We start from the raw sequence: 17,758 nt of genomic DNA on the forward strand, positions 1-17,758 counted from the left end.
TGCCTCAGTCGAGCCGGTCGCGCTTGGCCAGCGTCCGCAGGCGCAGAGCGTTCAGTTTGATGAAGCCGGCGGCATCCTTTTGATCGTAAGCCCCCTGATCGTCCTCGAAGGTGACAAGCTCTTCGGAATAGAGCGAATAGGGAGACGAACGGCCAACCAGAATGACATTGCCCTTGTAGAGTTTCAGGCGGACAGACCCGGTGACGTGTTCCTGGCTCTTGTCGATCAGCGCCTGCAGCATTTCGCGTTCGGGCGAGAACCAGAAGCCATTATAGATCAGTTCCGAGTAACGCGGCATCAGTTCGTCTTTCAGGTGCGCAGCGCCACGGTCGAGCGTAATCGATTCCATTGCCCGGTGCGCGGTCAGCAGGATGGTGCCGCCCGGAGTTTCGTAGATGCCGCGGCTCTTCATGCCGACGAAACGGTTTTCGACCATGTCGAGACGGCCGATGCCGTTGTCGCGGCCATAGTCGTTCAGCTTTGCGAAAAGCGTTGCCGGTGACATCCCTTCGCCGTTGAGCGACACAGCGTCGCCTTTTTCGAAACCGATCTCGATCTCGGTCACGGCATCCGGCGCTTCGGTCGGGTCGACAGTGCGCTGGAAGACGTAGTTCGGTGCTTCCTCGGCGGGATCCTCGAGCACCTTGCCTTCCGAAGACGAGTGCAACATGTTCGCGTCGACAGAGAACGGGGCTTCGCCGCGCTTGTCTTTCGGCACCGGGATCTGATGCTTTTCGGCGAAATCGAGCAGATCCGTGCGGGACTTGAACTCCCAGTCGCGCCAGGGTGCGATCACCTTGATGTCCGGATTGAGCGCGTAAGCGGAGAGCTCGAAACGAACCTGGTCGTTGCCCTTGCCGGTGGCGCCATGTGCGACTGCGTCCGCGCCGGTTTCTTCGGCGATTTCGATAAGACGCTTGGAAATCAGCGGGCGCGCGATGGATGTGCCGAGCAGGTAGACACCTTCATAGACGGCATTCGCGCGGAACATCGGGAAGACGAAATCACGGATGAATTCTTCACGCAGATCATCGATGTAGATCTCCTTGATACCCAGCATCTCAGCTTTTTTGCGCGCGGGCTCAAGCTCCTCGCCCTGGCCGAGATCGGCGGTGAAGGTCACAACTTCGCAGCCGAATTCGGTTTGCAGCCATTTCAGGATGATGGATGTGTCGAGGCCGCCGGAATAGGCGAGCACAACTTTTTTGATGTCTCCATGCGCCATTTTGGGGAGGGTCCAGTTCGATGTTTCGGCGGGTTGACCGCGCGGTTGAAAATTTGCCGCAATTTAGCCGGTTCCGGGCGCGGCGCAAGCCCTTCCGTGCGGCCAAATCGTCACTGCGATTGTTGCATTCGGGCGACAGCTGAGGCGCAGATGCACGCCACTTGCTACTTGCAATTGACCCGGCACCGGTCGAGGGTGTTAACAAGACGTAAAACGGCGGTCTGTCGATCCGGCTTGCCTGGGAGGTGGAATGGATCTGATCGATTTCAAACTCGACAACTACGATTACGCGACCTTTGTGATCCTTCTCCTGGTCGTCATCGCCTTTTTTTATGCCATGGTCACATTGGGCGGCTTGCCCGGGAAACTTGCTGAAAAGCGCAAGCATCCGCACGCGGAATCGGTAAAACTTGGTGGCTGGATCGGGCTGTTTACTGTCTTTCCCTGGATCCACGCGCTCATCTGGGCCTACCACGACAGTCTGACCATCGATGTACGCAAACTTCCGAAAGACATGCGCGACAAGCTTGCAGAAGATGATCACGACGGCGAGGAGGACACCGAACCGGGTGCGATCCAGACGGTGGTTCAGCCCGAAGCGGATCCTGCCGGGACAGCACCGGCGCCGACGCGGGATGGGGCGTCCTCATGACGATCGCGCTGCTGATTTTAGGCTTTTATGCCCTGTTCATGTGGCTGGTCTTTTACAAGTTCCGGATCCTGAAATTCAACATCGCGTGGGGCGTTGTCACGTTCTGGGTGGGTTTCCACGTTCTGTTTCTACTTGTTGTCTTCCTGCGTTTTTATACCCCTTATACAATCGACGGGCATGTCATCCGGCAGACGATCCAGATCGCTCCGCGCCTGCCGCATCCAACGCTTTTGCAGGACGTTTACGTTACTCAGAACCAGCCGGTGAAGAAGGGCGACAAGCTCTACCAGTTCGACCCGACGCTTTACGCCGCGCAGCTTGCCGAGGCGCAGGCAAATCTCGCCAGCGCTCAGCAGAACGCGCTTATTCTCGATGAAGACGTTGTCATCGCACAGGACGCGCTCGCGCAGGCGCGGGCCAACGAGCAGTTCGCAAACGAACAGGTCAACCGGTTCAGCAATCTCGTGCCGCGCGGTGGTGCCAAGCAGGAGACGCTTGATCAGTGGAATGCGCAGCTCGCTGGGGCTGAGGCTCAAGTCGCTGAGGCCGAGGCGAACGTGAAAAAGGCGCAGCTGGCGGTGGATGCGAAGATCGACGGGGTCAACGCACAGGTTGCGGCTGCCGAGGCGCAGGTCGAGCAGGCACAATACTATCTCGACCAGACGACCATCTATGCGCCCGAAGATGGGGTAATCATCAGCCAGCAAGCGCGTCCGGGTCTTGTTGTCGGCGGTTTCAGGATCGGTTCCATTGCGGCCTTTGTTGCGGACGCAAACCCCTATTTTCTGGCGACCTTTTATCAGGAGCATCTGAAATTCGTTGAACCGGGTCAGCCGGTCGAAGTCGCACTCGATATCTATCCGGGCCAGGTTTTCACCGGCAAGGTAAGGGCAATCTGGGACGGGACCGGTCAGGGGCAAATCATCCCGCGCGGCCGAGTTCCGGAATTCATGTTCATGAGCCCGCAGGGCCGTTTCGCGGTCGAGATTGTGCTTGATGACGATCCTGCCCTGAAACGGTATCCGGCGGGCGCTCACGGTGCGGCTGCGATCTATACCGGAGGCGGCGGCAAGTGGGTTGCGGACCTGAGGCGCATCAACATGCGGCTTTATTCCTGGATCAACTTCATCATTCCGTTTGATGTTTAGGACCTGCAATGCGGATGGGGCAGATAACGAAACTATATCGATGGGCGGTTATCTCCGGGGCGCTGCTCCTCGGCGGCTGCATGGTCGGGCCGGATTTCGAGCGTCCCGAAGCACCCATTCTGGACAGCTGGAGTTCCGGTGCCGATCTGCCGATCGACAGCCGCACCGGTTTCACGACACGCAGCGCCAATTCCGTGCCCTGGTGGCATGTTTTCAAGGACGAGACGCTCAACAGTCTGATTGCGCAGGCCTACCGGCAGAATGTGGAGCTTCAGGCCGCCGGTGTCAGGGTCTATCAGGCGCGTGCCCAGCTCGGCATTGCCAGGGGCGAGTTGTTCCCGCAGGTGCAGGAGATCAACGGCAACTCGAAAAGCATCCGCTTCAGTGCTGAAGATCCCTTTATCCGCGATCTCGAGCGGGTCGGTCTCGTCAATGATCACATCACCAGGGTCTCGGTCGGGTTTGATGCCGGCTGGGAAATCGACGTCTGGGGCAAGATCCGAAGGGATGTCCAGTCGGCCGATGCCAACCTGAAGGCCAACATCGCGTCCTATGACGATGCGCTGGTCACGCTCACCGGCGATATCGCAGCGACCTACATCACCGTGCGGGAGTTGCAGCAGCTGATTGCCGTTGCGCGCAAGAACGCGGCGCTGCAAAAGAAGTCGCTCGATCTTACCCGGCTGCGACTGGAAAACGGTGCTGCGACAAAGCTCGATGTCGATGAAGCGACCGTGCTTTACAACAACACACTCGCCAGCATTCCAGGCTATGAAGCGGAACTGGCGCAGGCCTACAACGCGCTCAGCCTGCTTTTGAGCGAGCCTCCGGGCCGCATGAAGGCACGGCTTGGCAAAAGGGCGCGCTATCCGCGGGTTCCGGCGGAAGTTGCCATCGGTGTTCCCGCCGACCTTCTGCGCCGGCGGCCCGACATCCGGTATGCGGAATACATCGCGGCCGCCCAGTCGGCTCAGATTGGTGTCGCCAAGGCGGACCTATATCCGGCCTTTTCCATTTCCGGTGCGATCGGTGTCAGCGCCGATGACTTTTCCAATCTCTTCGGCAATGGGACGACGACAGGCTTCATCAATCCGGGCTTTTCCTGGAATTTCCTGAACTACGGGCGCATCCAGAACAATGTCCGTGTGCAGGATGCCGAATTCCAGGAAACGCTGCTCAACTATCAGAATACCGTGCTGAATGCCTACGCGGAGGTCGAGAACGCGCTGACGGCGTTCTTAAGATCCAAGCAGGAGGCGGTCTATCTGCGCCGTAGCGTTGCCGCCGCCCGCAGTTCCGTTTCGGAGGTCGAAGCGCAGTATGAAGACGGGACGGCGGACTATAACCGGGTGGTTGATGCCCAGAAAAACCTTCTTGTTGCGGAAGAGCGGCTGCTGGCGGCGCAGGCGAACGTGCTGACCAATCTGGTCGCGGTCTACAAGGGCCTCGGCGGTGGCTGGATCCCGGAGAATATCGACGGCCTGATTTCCGATGAAACGCGCCAGCAAATGGCCGAACGGACCCGCTGGGGCAAGCTCTTGGAAAAACCGGTCGAGAATTCGGGGTGACCGGCATATCGAATTTTATTTCAGTCGCTTAATTGGTTCACTCCTCATCCTGAGGAGGGCGTAATCAACTCAATCCTGCGATTGGTATTGTCATCAGGAAATAACCGACACCACCTGTCATTGCCGGACTTGATCAGGCAATCCATGCTGCGGCTTCGTCCTAAACGCGTACCCGCGTTCCGGCAGAGGTAGCTGCATGGGTCCCATGGTCGCGCCATGGGACGACCGGTGTAAAAGGGATGTCAATTGTGCGCGTACCATCCAGTCCGCCGCCGACAGGAACCGTTTTTGTCTGAAATCGGTGACTGCTGGATCCCTGCCATTGCAGGGATGACAAAAGCGTGTGAGTTGCGCCATCAGCTACAACAGCTTTCGCCTTTCTGGATCGGTGGGCAGGGCACGGTGCCATAGGAACAAAAGACGCAACAATCGCCCGGCTTTGGTCTGATGAAGGCGCTGCAGGAGCGGCACTCATAGAACCACTGGCAGGCATTTTCCGGCATGGTTTCACCGGTCACACTCCCACATTCAGGGCAAGAGATCACACTCTCCAGAATGAGGGGTGTTTCGGCCGACCGGTCCGTTGGCGGTGCCACTCGCATGTCTATTCCGCCGCCGCTCTTTCTGTCTTGGTCGTTTTGTAGCGCGCGAGGAAGAGGTCGACGCTTTCCTCGATGATCTTGCCGACCTCGTCACGGCCCGGAACACGGGCTGCGTAGATGTTGGGGAAGAAGGTGCGGGACTTGATCAGACCCAGAAACTGCTCTGCCGCCACCGCGGGGTCGTCTGCATTCAGTTTGCCTTCCTGGGTCGCGCGCTCGATGAACTCGGCAAAGACAACCAGTTTGGTCATGCGCGCATTCATGTCCGCAGCCAGTTCCGGATCGCGAATGGTTTCGCTCATGATCATCCGGGCGAGGCTCATGAAGCACGGATTGATCATCAACTCGCCTTCCGCCCAGCCCAGGCGGATCAGTGCATCGCGGATGGGAAGATCAGGGTCATAGGGTAGTTCGAGTGCGGAATTGATCTGGTCGGCGAGGCACTGGTTGATGGCCTTGAAAAGAACATCCTTGCTTTCGAAGTGGTTATAGACCGTCCGCTTTGATACCTGTGCACGTTCGGAAATCCGGTCCATGCTGGCCCCGGCATAACCCTTTTCCTGAAACTCCGCGATCGCGGCTTCGATGATCTGTTTCTTCTTCTGGTCGGATACCGACATGTCGTGCTCGATTCAGCCCCGTTGCATTTCTCTTTGTTCCGCTCCCCGCCCTTTTTTCCCAAAATTTGCGCTCTATGTAAACTAGGGAGTTTACAGACGGGAAACTCGAGATTAAACTGCACAGTGTAGTTTACACCCTTAAGCCAGTTACGGCCAGCCAAGGGAGACGTCCTTCATGTCAATAACACTCAAAATCAACGGGGAAACGCGGACTCTCGACGCCGACCCCGAAAGCCCCCTGTTGTGGGCGCTACGCGATGAACTCGGTATGACCGGCACGAAATTCGGCTGCGGTATCGCAGCCTGCGGTGCGTGCACAGTTCACATGGACGGGATGCCGATCCGGTCCTGCCAAACCTATGTCGGTGACCTCGAAGGCGCCGAAATCACCACAATCGAAGGGATCGACGGCAAGGCGGCAACGGCCGTTCAGGCCGCCTGGAACGAGCTGGATGTTCCTCAGTGCGGATATTGCCAGTCCGGGCAGATCATGGCCGCAACGGCGCTTTTGAGCGAAACGCCGAAGCCGACCGATGAAGACATCGATGCTGCCATGGACGGCAACGTCTGCCGCTGTGCGACCTATGCCCGTATCCGCAAGGCGATCCACCTTGCGTCCGACAAGATGGAGGCTTGATCCATGTTGCACCTTTTGCAAAAGCCGCTCGAAGCCGCCAAACCTACGCGCCGCACGTTTTTGAAAATGTCAGCCGGCACGGTCGGCGGTCTTGTGATCGCCATGAACCTGCCGCGTGCAGCAGAAGCAGCTGCCGGTGACGGCGAACTGATTCAGCCGTTCGTGCATATCCGCCCGGATAACACGGTTGTTGTCCTGTCCAAACATCTCGACAAGGGCCAGGGAACAGCAACCGGTCTGACGACACTGGTCGCCGACGAACTCGATGCTTCCTGGGAGCAGGTGACTGCCGAGCACGCACCCTCCAATCCGCAAGTTTATGCCAACACGTTGTTCGGCGTTCAGGGCACCGGCGGGTCCACCGCCATGGCCAACTCCTTCATGCAGTACCGTCAGGCAGGCGCTGCCGCCAAGGCCATGATCGTTGCTGCGGCCGCAAAGGACTGGGGTGTTCCGGCAGAAGAAATCACGGTTTCGGACGGTGTCGTCCGCCATGCCTCCGGGAAATCAGCCACGCTCGGTGACCTTGCCGGTCTCGCAGCGCAAGAAGAGGTCCCGGCCGAGCCGAAACTCAAGACGCCTGATCAGTGGGTCTATATTGGCAAGTCCTTCCCGCGTGTCGACGTGAAGAACAAGACTGTCGGAGCGCCGAACACTTACACCATGGACTTTCAGCCGGACGGTTTGCTGGTCGCAACAGTCGCGCGCTCGCCGCGCTTCGGCGGTACGGTGAAATCTTTCGATGCCACTGAAGCCAAGGCTGTTCCCGGTGTTGTCAACGTTCTGCAGATCCCGAACGGAATTGCAGTCGTTGCCGAATCCACCTGGCCGGCGATCCAGGCGCGTGACCTTTTGGAAATCGAATGGGACGACAGCGCTGCTGAGACCCGCTCCAGCGACGCCATGATGGACGAGCTGAAGTACATGACCGGTCAGCCGGGGGTCAAGGTCCGCGAAGACGGCGACATTGATGCGGCACTTGAAGGATCCGCACGTGTCATCGAAGCCGATTTCGACTTCCCGTTCCTGGCCCATGGCGCCATGGAACCGCTTGATGCGGCGATCCTGTTCGACGGTGAAACGGCGGAACTGTGGCTTGGATCCCAGATCCAGACCATTGACCACAATGTTGCATCGGCGGTGCTCGGCATTCCGTTCGAAAACGTCAAGATCAACACGTTGTGGGCGGGCGGTTCCTTCGGCCGCAGGGCACAGGCCGATGCCCACCCGGTCATGGAAGTCGCCATGCTGGCGAAGGCCATGCAAGCGGCAGGCATGGACCCGGCTCCGGTGAAGATCGTGTGGACCCGCGAAGACGACATGGCCGGCGGTTACTATCGCCCGATGTCGGCGCACAAGATCAAGGTTGGGCTCGATGAAAACAACAACGTTACGGCGTTCAAGTACAACATCGCGGCCAAGTCGATCATCAAGGGCACACCGTTCGAAGCCATGCTGATGAAGGATGGCGTTGATCACAACATGACCGAAGGCGCGCATGACACGACCTATGCGTTCCCGCTCATGAACATGGATCAGGCGTACCAGGAAACGCAGGTTCCCGTTCTGTGGTGGCGGTCGGTCGGTCACACGCACACCGCCTATGTCATGGAAACCATGGTCGACCGCCTTGCCAAGGAAGCCGGCAAGGATCCGGTCGCCTATCGGCTGGAGATGATCAAGGATGATCCGCGCAAGGTGAATGTTCTGAAACTGGCCGCCGAGAAAGCCGGTTGGGATACGCCTGCACCGGAAGGCCGCTTCCGCGGTGTGGCGGCTCACAAGTCCTTTGGCTCCTATGTCGCTGAAGTCGCGGAAATCTCGTTCCGCGAAGACGGAACCGTCAAGGTGGAGAAAGTGGTCGCAGCCGTTGACTGCGGTACTCCGATCAACCCGGACAACATCCGTGCCCAGGTCGAAGGCGGTATCGGTTACGGCCTCGGTGCCATCCTGCGCAACCAGGTGACGCTTGCCGACGGCTATGTCGAAGAAACCAACTTCGACACGTATGAGCCGATCCGCATGTCGGACATGCCGGAAATCGAGGTGCATATCGTGGCGTCGAACGAAGCGCCGACGGGCATCGGTGAACCGGGCACGCCACCGATCGGGCCGGCTGTCGCCAACGCGATCGCGGCTGCCAGGGACGAGTGGGTCACCAGCCTGCCGCTGACAAAGGCCGGCCTCGTCTGACCTGTCACGCATAGAATGGGAAAGGCCGCCTTCTGGGCGGCCTTTTTCGTGCGGGGCCGCAGGGTCGCTGACACCGTCGGCACTTTATTGGGGGGGGCTGCGGTCCTTATTCCGGCACGCGATACTCTTCCGGCACAAAGAATGTGAAATCCCGATCCTCCACCGCCAGGTGGCATTCATGGCAATAGGTCATCAGGTCCGGATTCTCGCCTGTCGTGTCGCCATAGATGGATCCGTCGGGAATGACCATGAAATAGCGCCAGTCCGCCGTCTTCGGACTTGTTCCCTCAGGCAGTTTCTCCATCCCAAACATGGCCCCGGGAAAAACGCGCCCATCGCCGGTCACCGTGATGCTGTCCTTGGCCAAAACCGAGCCGACAGGCAGCTTCTCACCCTCTTTCAGGATCGCGTAATTGACCGCGATGGCGTTGGCATAATTGTTCACATAGCGCTGGCCATGTGTGGCGGAAATGAAAGGCGCGTCGTTGAACAGTTTCCAGGACTGGTAATTCCTGATTTCCGCCATATCCGACATGGCGTAAAGGCTCGCCATCCGGTTTCTGAGGTCGCTGTAGATCTTGCGGGCTTCATCCTTCGAGAGTTCGGCAGGGTTCTCGATGGCAATGTGACTGTCATCGCGCTCGTTCTGTGCAATTGCGCTCGCAACGATGCCCGAAACAGCCAGGCTCCCGCTCAATAGAAAAATCAATTTCCTCATAATCACTTTCTCCAAAATATCGCTTGGCAGCGCCCCACCCCGGAAAAGTGTTTATTCCCTTAGGTAATGTTTCCTGAGAGCGATTCCATATAGGTTGTTTTCTGCATCACCGGGTTGTGTGCAGGGTTGATCCGTCGGCGAGCAAAAATGAGTGGCAGGACGCTCAGTGCACGCCAAATGGGCGCCGGGCGGACCCGACCCGGAAATGCGTTCACAAAAGGAAATTGGGTATCAATTGATCAGGAAGCGGCCAGGGCTTCGCGATCTTTCTTGCGCATGCGTTCGGATGCCGATTTCAGCTGACCGCAGGCGGCGAAGATATCGCGGCCGCGCGGCGTCCGGATAGGGGATGCATAACCGGCCCGGTTGACGATATCTGCAAACTCCTCGATCCGTTCCCAATCCGAGCATTCATATTCGGAGCCCGGCCACGGGTTGAACGGGATGAGGTTGATTTTCGCCGGGATACCCTTGAGCAGCCGGACGAGATCGAGAGCGTCCTGGTTGCTGTCGTTTACACCCTTCAGCATCACATATTCGAAGGTGATACGCTTGGCGTTGGAAAGTCCGGGATACTGGCGGCAGGCTTCCAGGAGCGCCTCGATGTTCCATTTCTTGTTGATCGGAACAAGAATGTCGCGCAAGTCGTCCCGGACTGCATGAAGCGAGATGGCGAGCATGCAGCCGATTTCATCGCCCGTGCGGAAGATTTCAGGAACGACACCGGATGTCGACAGCGTGATACGACGCTTGGACAGCGACAGCCCGTCGCCGTCGGATGCGATCAGGAGCGCCTTTTTGACGTTCTCGAAATTGTAGAGCGGTTCGCCCATGCCCATCATGACGATGTTGGAGACAAGCCGTCCCTCGGAGGGAACGATCGCGCCCTGGGGCGTATTCGCGTCCGGAAAGTCGCCAAGCCGGTCGCGTGCCATCAGGATCTGGGAGAGAATTTCCTCTTCGGTCAGGTTGCGAACCAGCTTCTGGGTGCCAGTGTGACAGAACGTGCAGGTCAGGGTGCAGCCGACCTGTGACGACACACAGAGCGTGCCGCGGCCCTCTTCAGGAATATAAACCGTCTCGACTTCAACCGGACGTCCGGCACCGCGCGGGGGAAAGCGGAACAGCCACTTGCGCGTACCGTCGACGGAAATCTGTTCGGACACGATTTCAGGGCGCGCGATCGAGTAGGTCTCGTCAAGCTTCTTGCGCAGATCCTTCGCGATATTTGTCATGTCGCCAAAGTCCGACACACCTCGGACATAGAGCCAATGCCAGAGCTGAGAGGCACGCATGCGCCACTGCTTCTGCGGAACTCCTATGGCGCCGAACGCTTCACCAAGTTCGTCGCGCGACAGTCCGATCAGCGTTGGCTTGTCCTCTGCTGACGCAGAAGCGTTGGCTGCGGCTGAAACCGTCGGCGCGTTCGGATTGTCCCGCGCGATGTCGAGCGTAATCGCCATGTCGTGATCCGTTTCACTTCCGGCGCGTCTTTAAAGTTGCTCACAAGCAAACGGCCGCCGGGATGCCTGCAACAACAGGCTCAATTGCAAGCGTTTCCAAAACCACAGATACGGCCAAAAATCAAGAAGGCGCGCTGCAACGCAGGCATGCGGCCGCAAAATCGCGCGGGCTTCCAAACGCCAAACCCCGGTCGGGAAAAACCCGGCCGGGTCGAACTAACGTCGCAGGAGAAACGTCCGGTTTCTTTAACGGCAGGCGCTCACGGCCGAATCGATCGCGGCGGTCACGCCTGACAGCGAGAATTTGTAAGTCGTCCGGGTACCACGGCTCGATTCGCCGTTGACGGTCATTTCACGACCGGCCTTCATGGCGGCAACAAGCTGAGCCTCGGTCGCTGCGTTCTCCACCCAGGCTCCGTCATTGTTTGTGAACAGCGTAAAGCCTTTGCCGTCGACATCGACGGAAACGGACGACTTGTCCTTGAACGGATATCCGACAACCAGACTCGGTTCGGACGCGACATTTTCCGCAGGCCGCGACGTTACGAAAAAGAACACATCCCCATGATTACGGTCGCCCGGAAGCATCGTTGTCGGTTTCGTAAGCGCGTAGCAGACCTTGCCGCCACCGCTGGGCGTCGTATAGGCCGCCCAATCCTTGTGCTGCTTTATGAGCGTCGGGGTTTGTGCGAAAGCTGCTGCACTCGAAACGGCTAGACCTGCGAGGGCCAGTACCAGCGATTTTGCTTTCATCATCTCCACACCATTTGGCTATGAGTTTTCGTCAAATTTGATGCAATTGCCGTCTGTCTTATAAACCTTGCTTTAATGATAGCTTAAAGCGGGTTACGAAAGGGTTGAAGCCTCGACTGGGCAATTACAGGTTCGTGACGTTTCTGCCGTTTGATCTCTTTGGGGTACAGCTTCAGTAAAGAGTCCGTCCCCCGGGTTCGTTTCCCCTATTGGCTCTTGCGGCTAATCGCGGCAACAGTGTGGCAGAAGGCTTGAACCCCCTTTCGAAAACTTTCGAACCTGCTAAAGAATAGGATCGGACAGGGAGTTTGATGTCATTTGAAGCAGGCGCAGTACTTTTCAGATCTGATCGTCAAGGTCGCGGTTGACCGCGACAAGGCCGCATTTGTTGAATTGTTTGATCATTTCGCCCCGCGCCTGAAGGGCTATCTGATGAAACAAGGCGCCGACGATGCGGTGGCGGAGGAAATCGCCCAGGATGTCATGGTGACACTTTGGCGCAAGGCGGATCTGTTTGATCCCCGCAAATCCAATGCCAGCACCTGGCTGTTCCGCGTTGCCCGTAACCGGCGTATTGACCGGCTGAGACGGCAGAAAACTGCGGAACTCGACCCGGAAGAACCGTCGCTGCAGCCCGCTTCGCTTCCCGATGTTTCTGAGGAAATGGACGCCAGGCTGCGTGAAGAGCGGGTGCGTGCCGCGCTTTCCAAGTTGCCTCAGGAGCAGATCGAAGTTGTCAGGCTCGCCTTTTTCCTCGGCCAGTCGCACAGCGAGATTTCAGATTCGACCGGCCTGCCGCTTGGAACTGTCAAATCCCGCATTCGTCTTGCGTTCGGCAGGTTGCGCCAGCTTATCGAGGCTGATACCGCCGTCGACGTGGACTAGGTTCAGGCCACAGTTAATACTCTCAAAAAACAGGCGGTATTTTTTCTGTCTCAGAAAAAATGCGCGCCTTCGCAAAAAACTTGTTCTGGGCATATTGACCTCAACTTAGGTTGAGCCTGTAGGAAGTCGCGGCTTTGAGCACAGTCTTGTTCTGAAAAGAGAGAAAACTCATGACAGCCACGATCGAGCAACCCGGCGAAGCGCGTTGGAGCGAGGTGCTCTGGGGTGCGCATGCACCGGTGTCTGCGGTGCTGGCCGGCGGCATCATCCTGCATGCAGTCAATATCAACATTTCGGCCACCATGTTGCCGTCGATCGTTTCCGAAATCGGCGGTCAGGGGCTCTATGCCTGGAACTCAAGCCTGTTCACGCTGGCTGCCATTTTGAGCGCGGCCGTGACCGGCAAGATCCTGAACCGGTTGGGCGCAAAGATTTCATTTGCCCTTTCCGGTGTCATCTTCGCCCTTGGCAGCCTGATCACGGCGGCCGCACCGGACATGCCGGTGATGCTTCTGGGCCGATCCGTGCAAGGGATCGGTGGCGGCATCATGTTCACCCTGTGTTACGCGATGATTGTGTTCGCCTATCCGGAGCGGCTTTGGTCGCGCGCCGTGGCGCTTCTGTCGGGCACCTGGGGAATTGCGATGCTCTTCGGTCCCGCGGTCGGAGGGATGTTTGCTGAGTTTGACTTTTGGCGCGGCGGGTTTGCTTCGCTCATACCGGTGACAGCCGTCTATACGGTCATTGCATGGCGGCTTCTGCCCGAGGTCAGGGACAGTCTGGCGCCAGCGGCTCCGATTGCCTACAGTCAGCTTGCGCTGCTGGCCGGCGCAGTCCTGGCCGTATCGGCAGGCTCGCTGATGACTTATCCCCCGGCGGCGATGGCTGGTGTGTTGCTGTCGGTCATTCTGGTTCTGGTGCTTATGCGGCGGGAAAACACCGCAAGGATACGGTTGTTCCCAAGAGGTGCAATGCAGCCCGGATCGCCCTTGTTTCTGTCCTTTGCGGCAATGTCTCTGCTGATCTTCTGCGTGAATGCGGAATTCTTCATGCCGTTTTACCTGCAGCGCCTGCACGGGTTGTCGCCCTTGCTTGCCGGCTACATTGCAGCGCTGGTCTCGATCGGCTGGTCCTCTGCCGAGGTCTATTCGGCGCGCTTTACCGGACCCGTCATGCACCGGACTGTTGCAGCCGGGCCGCTTGTCATGCTGGTCGGAACCCTGGCACTTGCCGCGGCAACACCGATTTACAGCCTGACCGGTCCGGGGTTGGCGACGTTCCTGTCTCTTGCGCTGATCATGGTGGGTGTCGGCATCGGCATGAGCTGGCCGCATCTGAACACTTTTGCGCTGCAATTCACCGACGTTTCGGAAAAGGAAAACGCGGCCTCGGCGCTGTCGACCATCCAGATGTTCGCTGTTTCGTTCGGCACGGCGGTTGCCGGGCTGGTCGCCAATCTGTCCGGGTTCAATACGAAAAACGACCTCGACGCGACGGCAAACTCCTCGATCTGGCTGTTCACCACATTTGCGTTCATGGCCGTATTCGCTGCTCTTGTCAGTAGGGCGCTGATCGCGACACAGCGCAAACCCCAAGTGTGAGGGCGCGTCCCGCGTCACGCATCCCGAAGGGATATCAGGTGCCGGGCACTTTTCGTCCGGTGCGCATGACCGGTCCGCCGCTGACATGTTCGGGACGCTCGATCTTGGGGCCTCCGGCCGTGATGGAACGGTCGGCATAGCGGCCGAGCGCGCGATGGCGGTCATACATGACGATCGCACCGGCCATGGCGACATTGATGCAGAACTTGGTCGGGATCTTCACAACGTGATCGCAGCGTTCCAGCATCTGCGGCGAAAGCGACCCGCGCTCAGGTCCGAGGACATAGGCCGCCTGGAGAGGGTGGCCGAAGCTTGGCAGATCGATGGAGTCGTCCGTCAGCTCGATGCCGACCAGCTGGCAGCCGCGCGGCAAGTCCATCGTGTCGACGCTGTCCCAGGTAAAGACGGGCAGGTGCCCGGGGCTCTTGGACGTATCCGACGGCGGTGCTTTCCGGATCTTCTGGTCGGCGTCGACGGTGAAGAAAAAACTGGCGCCAAAGGCGTGGGCGGAGCGCATCAGCGTGCCGAGATTCATCCGTTTAGAAAGGCCTTCCGCCCCGACCGCAAAATATCCGCGCATCTATCCGTCCGTTATTCCTGGTTTGCCGCCTCTTAACCGAAAACGCCTCCATTTTGAACCGCAGGCTTATCCGGAATGCCTATAGGTCGCGTGCACAAGTCTTGTTAACGTGCACTTGCTTCGCAGTCAGTATCGGGCGAGGCATTCGCGTTGCCACGGTCTCCTTTCGCGTGAGGTTCCCTTGAAAGCCTGTCTTTGCAAGTCCTTCGGTCCGCCGCCCAGCCTGGTTATCGAGGAGATCGATGCACCCGTTGCCGGGCAGGGCGAAGCCATCGTCAGGGTCGAGGCCTGTGCGCTCAATTTCTTCGATACGCTGATCACAAAAGGCAAATACCAGTTCAAGCCGGATTTGCCTTTTTCACCGAGCGCCGAGTTTGCCGGAACCGTCGAAGCATTGGGTCCCGGCGCGGATGGTGTTTCCGTCGGTGACCGCGTCATGGGCTACATGAAATGGGGCGCCGCCCGCGAACAGGTTTGTGTCCCGGCGCGTGATCTCATTCGGGTTCCGGACGGCGTTTCGTCTGATATTGCCGCTGGTCTGGCTGTAACCTACGGCACGACGCTGCATGCCTATCGTGACCGTGCGAATTTGAAGTCCGGTGAAACAGTTGCCGTATTGGGAGCGTCCGGCGGGGTCGGTCAGGCTGCCGTCGAGATTGCCTCGGTCATGGGCGCGCGCGTGATTGCCTGTGCGTCGTCGCCCGAAAAACTGGAATTCGCGCGGGCGCTCGGCGCGGATCTGACGATCGATTATTCAAAGGAACCCTTGAAGGAACGACTTAAGGAGCTGACGGACGGAAAGGGCGTCGACGTGGTCTATGACCCCGTCGGCGGGGATCATTCGGAACAGGCGCTCAGGGCAACGGCCTGGGAAGGACGGTTCCTTGTGATCGGCTTTGCTGCCGGGGACATTCCGAAGATACCGCTCAACATCGTCATGCTGAAAAGCTGCGATGTGGTCGGTGTGTTCTGGGGTGCCGCTCTTGAGCGCGACCCGGACGGACATCGGCAAAACATGGAACTGGTGCTGAACTGGGTTGAGACGGGCAAGCTGAAGCCGCATATCCACGCGGTCTACCCCCTTGAAGACATTGATACTGCTCTTGAAGAAATTGCCGCGCGCAAGGTGCGGGGCAAGGTGATCCTGAGGCCTTGAGGCCAGGCGCGAACTCCGGGAAACATCCGCTGGTGACGACATGACACATTCAGACAACATGCGGGAGGGATCCCGTCAAACGGATCTGGCATCGGGTGCTGCGTGGATGCGTGGCAAGATCATGCCGATCGGTGAGGCATCCATTCCCGTGAATGACTGGGGGCTGATCCATTCCGACATCACGTATGATGTTGTTCCGGTCTGGGAGGGAGGCTTCTTTCGCCTCAGGCTTTATCTGGGCCGTTTTTTCCGGTCCATGAAAACGCTTCACCTGGATCCCGGTGTCTCCGAGGACGATGTGAAAGCGATCCTTCATGAGCTGGTGGCGGCGACCGGCCTGCGGCGGGCCTACGTCGCCATGGTTACCTCCCGCGGTGTCAATACAGTCCCCGGGTCCCGTGACCCGCGGGATTGCCGAAACCACTTCTTTGCCTGGTGCGTTCCCTATATCCACGTCATCCGGCCGGACATTGCAAAATCAGGGGCCGTAGTTCATGTCGCCAAGACCGTTTCTCGCATACCGGAAGCGAGCGTCGATCCCAGAGTGAAAAATTATCACTGGGGCGATTTCACAAAGGGACTTTTTGAAGCGAAGGAAGCCGGTGCGGAGACGGTGATGCTGCTGGACGGCGACGGCAACGTCACCGAAGGTCCGGGCTTCAACGTTTTCGCGGTGAAGAACAATCGCCTGGTTACGCCTGATGCCGGTGTTCTTGAAGGTATCAGCCGTCAGACGGTGCTTGAGATCGGCGCCGAGATGGGACTGGAAACCGATGTGAGGGTGCTTCCGCTCGAGGAGCTGCTTGAGAGCGATGAAGTTCTGATCACCACCTCCGGCGGCGGCGTTGCGCCTGTCACGAAAGTCGACGACCGCGTTTTTTCGAACGGTGTCCCAGGTGAAGTCACGATGTCCATTCAGAAGCGATACTTCGACTGGGCAATGCGTCCTGAACACCGGACGGAGATCACTTACGATCCCTGACCTGTCTCGACCATCACTTCTCGAAGATCGCAATCACCGGTGCGTGGTCCGAAGGTTTCTCCCAGCCGCGCGCGTCGCGCAGCACTTCCGTGCTTTTCACATGTGGTGAAAGCGGTTTTGAGACCCAGACATGGTCCAGCCGGCGGCCCTTGTCGGCTTTCGACCAGTCCTTGGCACGATAGCTCCACCAGGTGTAGAGCTTTTCCTCCATTGGCGTGAACTGGCGCATGGCATCCAGCCACCCACCCGTTTCGCGGACCTTTTCGAAGAGTTCGGTTTCAACGGGCGTGTGCGAGACCACTCTCAGAAGCTGCTTGTGCGACCACACGTCATGCTCATACGGCGCGACGTTCAGATCGCCGACGACAATGGCGGGCCGGTCCGTTTCCGGACCTTGCAGCCAGTCCTGCATTTCGGCCATGAAATCCAGCTTGTGAGCAAATTTGGGATTGATCTCGCGGTTGGGTTCGTCGCCGCCGGCCGGAACATAGAAATTGTGCAAGCGCAGGCTTGAGCCGCCGAACGGGATATCGACCGCCACATGGCGGCTGTCGCCTACGTTGCAAAAATCCCGTTTTTCGACATTCTCAAGGGGCCGCCGCGAGAGCGTTGCAACGCCGTGATATCCCTTCTGGCCGTTGATCGCGATATGTTCATACCCGGCCTTGCGGATCGCGTTTTCGGGAAAGTTCGCGTCCGGGCACTTGGTCTCCTGAAGGCATATGACGTCGGGGGCGACTTCGTCGATCAGCTTTTCCACGATGGGCATGCGCAAGCGCACGGAATTGATGTTCCAGGTGACGAGTTTGAGCCGGTCGGTCATGGATGCCTTGCTGCCAGAGTTGCGTTGGCACAGTCATAAGGATTCGACCAGTGAGTGCAATTGATTTTGGCTGGACCCTGCGGGCGATCACCAGATGCATGCACAATGCGGCAGAGATCGTTTGAAAAGCCCGTGATTGACCCGCTTTCGTC

At 58.4% G+C, this 17,758-nt stretch carries 17 protein-coding genes; 9 read left to right on the plus strand and 8 right to left on the minus strand.

Going from position 1 to position 17,758, the window contains the following annotated elements; genetic code table 11:
* Positions 1-4 precede the first annotated feature (4 nt).
* Positions 5-1,225, minus strand: coding sequence for an argininosuccinate synthase (locus RBB47_RS23015; protein ID WP_305988241.1), 1,221 nt, complete (start codon positions 1,223-1,225; stop codon positions 5-7).
* Positions 1,226-1,475: 250 nt separating this feature from the next.
* On the opposite strand from RBB47_RS23015, the gene RBB47_RS23020 reads away from it, so the two are divergent.
* The 3 genes from RBB47_RS23020 to RBB47_RS23030 are packed head-to-tail and all read left to right on the plus strand — an operon-like array spanning position 1,476 to position 4,593.
* Positions 1,476-1,877 (plus strand): DUF3302 domain-containing protein, encoded by a 402-nt coding sequence (locus RBB47_RS23020; protein ID WP_305988242.1) that lies wholly within the window; start codon positions 1,476-1,478, stop codon positions 1,875-1,877.
* Positions 1,874-3,025: an HlyD family secretion protein gene (locus RBB47_RS23025; protein ID WP_305988243.1), complete on the plus strand. Its 1,152-nt coding sequence runs from the start codon at positions 1,874-1,876 to the stop codon at positions 3,023-3,025. Before RBB47_RS23020 ends, RBB47_RS23025 begins: the two co-directional genes overlap by 4 nt.
* Before the next feature lie 14 nt (positions 3,026-3,039).
* Positions 3,040-4,593: an efflux transporter outer membrane subunit gene (locus RBB47_RS23030; protein ID WP_305988244.1), complete on the plus strand. Its 1,554-nt coding sequence runs from the start codon at positions 3,040-3,042 to the stop codon at positions 4,591-4,593.
* A 356-nt stretch (positions 4,594-4,949) separates the two neighbouring features.
* Here RBB47_RS23030 and RBB47_RS23035 read toward each other — a convergent pair whose 3' ends face one another.
* Together RBB47_RS23035 and RBB47_RS23040 are read right to left on the minus strand one after the other, a co-directional pair.
* Complete coding sequence (locus RBB47_RS23035) at positions 4,950-5,195, minus strand: GDCCVxC domain-containing (seleno)protein (RefSeq protein WP_305988245.1); 246 nt, start codon at positions 5,193-5,195, stop codon at positions 4,950-4,952.
* A 2-nt stretch (positions 5,196-5,197) separates the two neighbouring features.
* Positions 5,198-5,815, minus strand: a complete 618-nt coding sequence (locus RBB47_RS23040; protein ID WP_305988246.1) for a TetR/AcrR family transcriptional regulator — start codon at positions 5,813-5,815, stop codon at positions 5,198-5,200.
* 175 nt (positions 5,816-5,990) lie between these two features.
* Between RBB47_RS23040 and RBB47_RS23045 the strand changes: the two genes are divergently transcribed.
* Positions 5,991-6,452 carry a (2Fe-2S)-binding protein gene (locus tag RBB47_RS23045; protein ID WP_305988247.1) on the plus strand — a complete coding sequence of 154 codons (462 nt, stop codon included), beginning with the start codon at positions 5,991-5,993 and terminating at the stop codon, positions 6,450-6,452.
* A gap of 3 nt (positions 6,453-6,455) precedes the next feature.
* Entirely contained in the window at positions 6,456-8,645 is a 2,190-nt protein-coding gene (locus tag RBB47_RS23050) for a xanthine dehydrogenase family protein molybdopterin-binding subunit (RefSeq protein ID WP_305988248.1), read from the plus strand.
* Positions 8,646-8,751: 106 nt separating this feature from the next.
* On the opposite strand, the gene RBB47_RS23055 is transcribed toward RBB47_RS23050, so the two are convergent.
* From RBB47_RS23055 to RBB47_RS23065, 3 genes are all read right to left on the minus strand, one after another.
* Entirely contained in the window at positions 8,752-9,363 is a 612-nt protein-coding gene (locus RBB47_RS23055; RefSeq protein WP_305988249.1) for a cytochrome P460 family protein, read from the minus strand.
* Positions 9,364-9,602: 239 nt separating this feature from the next.
* A complete protein-coding gene (gene rlmN, locus RBB47_RS23060; protein ID WP_305988250.1) occupies positions 9,603-10,826 on the minus strand; it encodes a 23S rRNA (adenine(2503)-C(2))-methyltransferase RlmN in 1,224 nt (407 codons plus the stop codon).
* Positions 10,827-11,072: 246 nt separating this feature from the next.
* On the minus strand, positions 11,073-11,582 hold the full coding sequence (locus tag RBB47_RS23065) for an invasion associated locus B family protein (RefSeq protein ID WP_305988251.1): 510 nt from the start codon (positions 11,580-11,582) through the stop codon (positions 11,073-11,075).
* Between the two features lie 315 nt (positions 11,583-11,897).
* Between RBB47_RS23065 and RBB47_RS23070 the strand changes: the two genes are divergently transcribed.
* Together RBB47_RS23070 and RBB47_RS23075 are read left to right on the plus strand one after the other, a co-directional pair.
* Positions 11,898-12,464, plus strand: coding sequence for a sigma-70 family RNA polymerase sigma factor (locus RBB47_RS23070; protein WP_305988253.1), 567 nt, complete (start codon positions 11,898-11,900; stop codon positions 12,462-12,464).
* Between the two features lie 170 nt (positions 12,465-12,634).
* The gene (locus RBB47_RS23075) at positions 12,635-14,065 is read left to right on the plus strand and encodes an MFS transporter (protein ID WP_305988255.1); all 1,431 of its coding nucleotides are present in this window, start codon (positions 12,635-12,637) and stop codon (positions 14,063-14,065) included.
* 34 nt (positions 14,066-14,099) lie between these two features.
* On the opposite strand, the gene RBB47_RS23080 is transcribed toward RBB47_RS23075, so the two are convergent.
* Positions 14,100-14,645 (minus strand): RNA methyltransferase, encoded by a 546-nt coding sequence (locus tag RBB47_RS23080; protein ID WP_305988256.1) that lies wholly within the window; start codon positions 14,643-14,645, stop codon positions 14,100-14,102.
* Between the two features lie 181 nt (positions 14,646-14,826).
* Between RBB47_RS23080 and RBB47_RS23085 the strand changes: the two genes are divergently transcribed.
* Both RBB47_RS23085 and RBB47_RS23090 read left to right on the plus strand, forming a co-directional pair.
* Positions 14,827-15,801, plus strand: a complete 975-nt coding sequence (locus tag RBB47_RS23085) for an NADPH:quinone oxidoreductase family protein (protein WP_305988257.1) — start codon at positions 14,827-14,829, stop codon at positions 15,799-15,801.
* Positions 15,802-15,841: 40 nt separating this feature from the next.
* Complete coding sequence (locus tag RBB47_RS23090; RefSeq protein WP_305988258.1) at positions 15,842-16,783, plus strand: aminotransferase class IV; 942 nt, start codon at positions 15,842-15,844, stop codon at positions 16,781-16,783.
* Positions 16,784-16,796: 13 nt separating this feature from the next.
* On the opposite strand, the gene xth is transcribed toward RBB47_RS23090, so the two are convergent.
* On the minus strand, positions 16,797-17,606 hold the full coding sequence (gene xth / locus RBB47_RS23095; protein ID WP_305988259.1) for an exodeoxyribonuclease III: 810 nt from the start codon (positions 17,604-17,606) through the stop codon (positions 16,797-16,799).
* Positions 17,607-17,758 lie beyond the last annotated feature (152 nt).

This window comes from Roseibium sp. MMSF_3544 (assembly GCF_030732845.1).
Lineage (GTDB): Bacteria > Pseudomonadota > Alphaproteobacteria > Rhizobiales > Stappiaceae > Roseibium.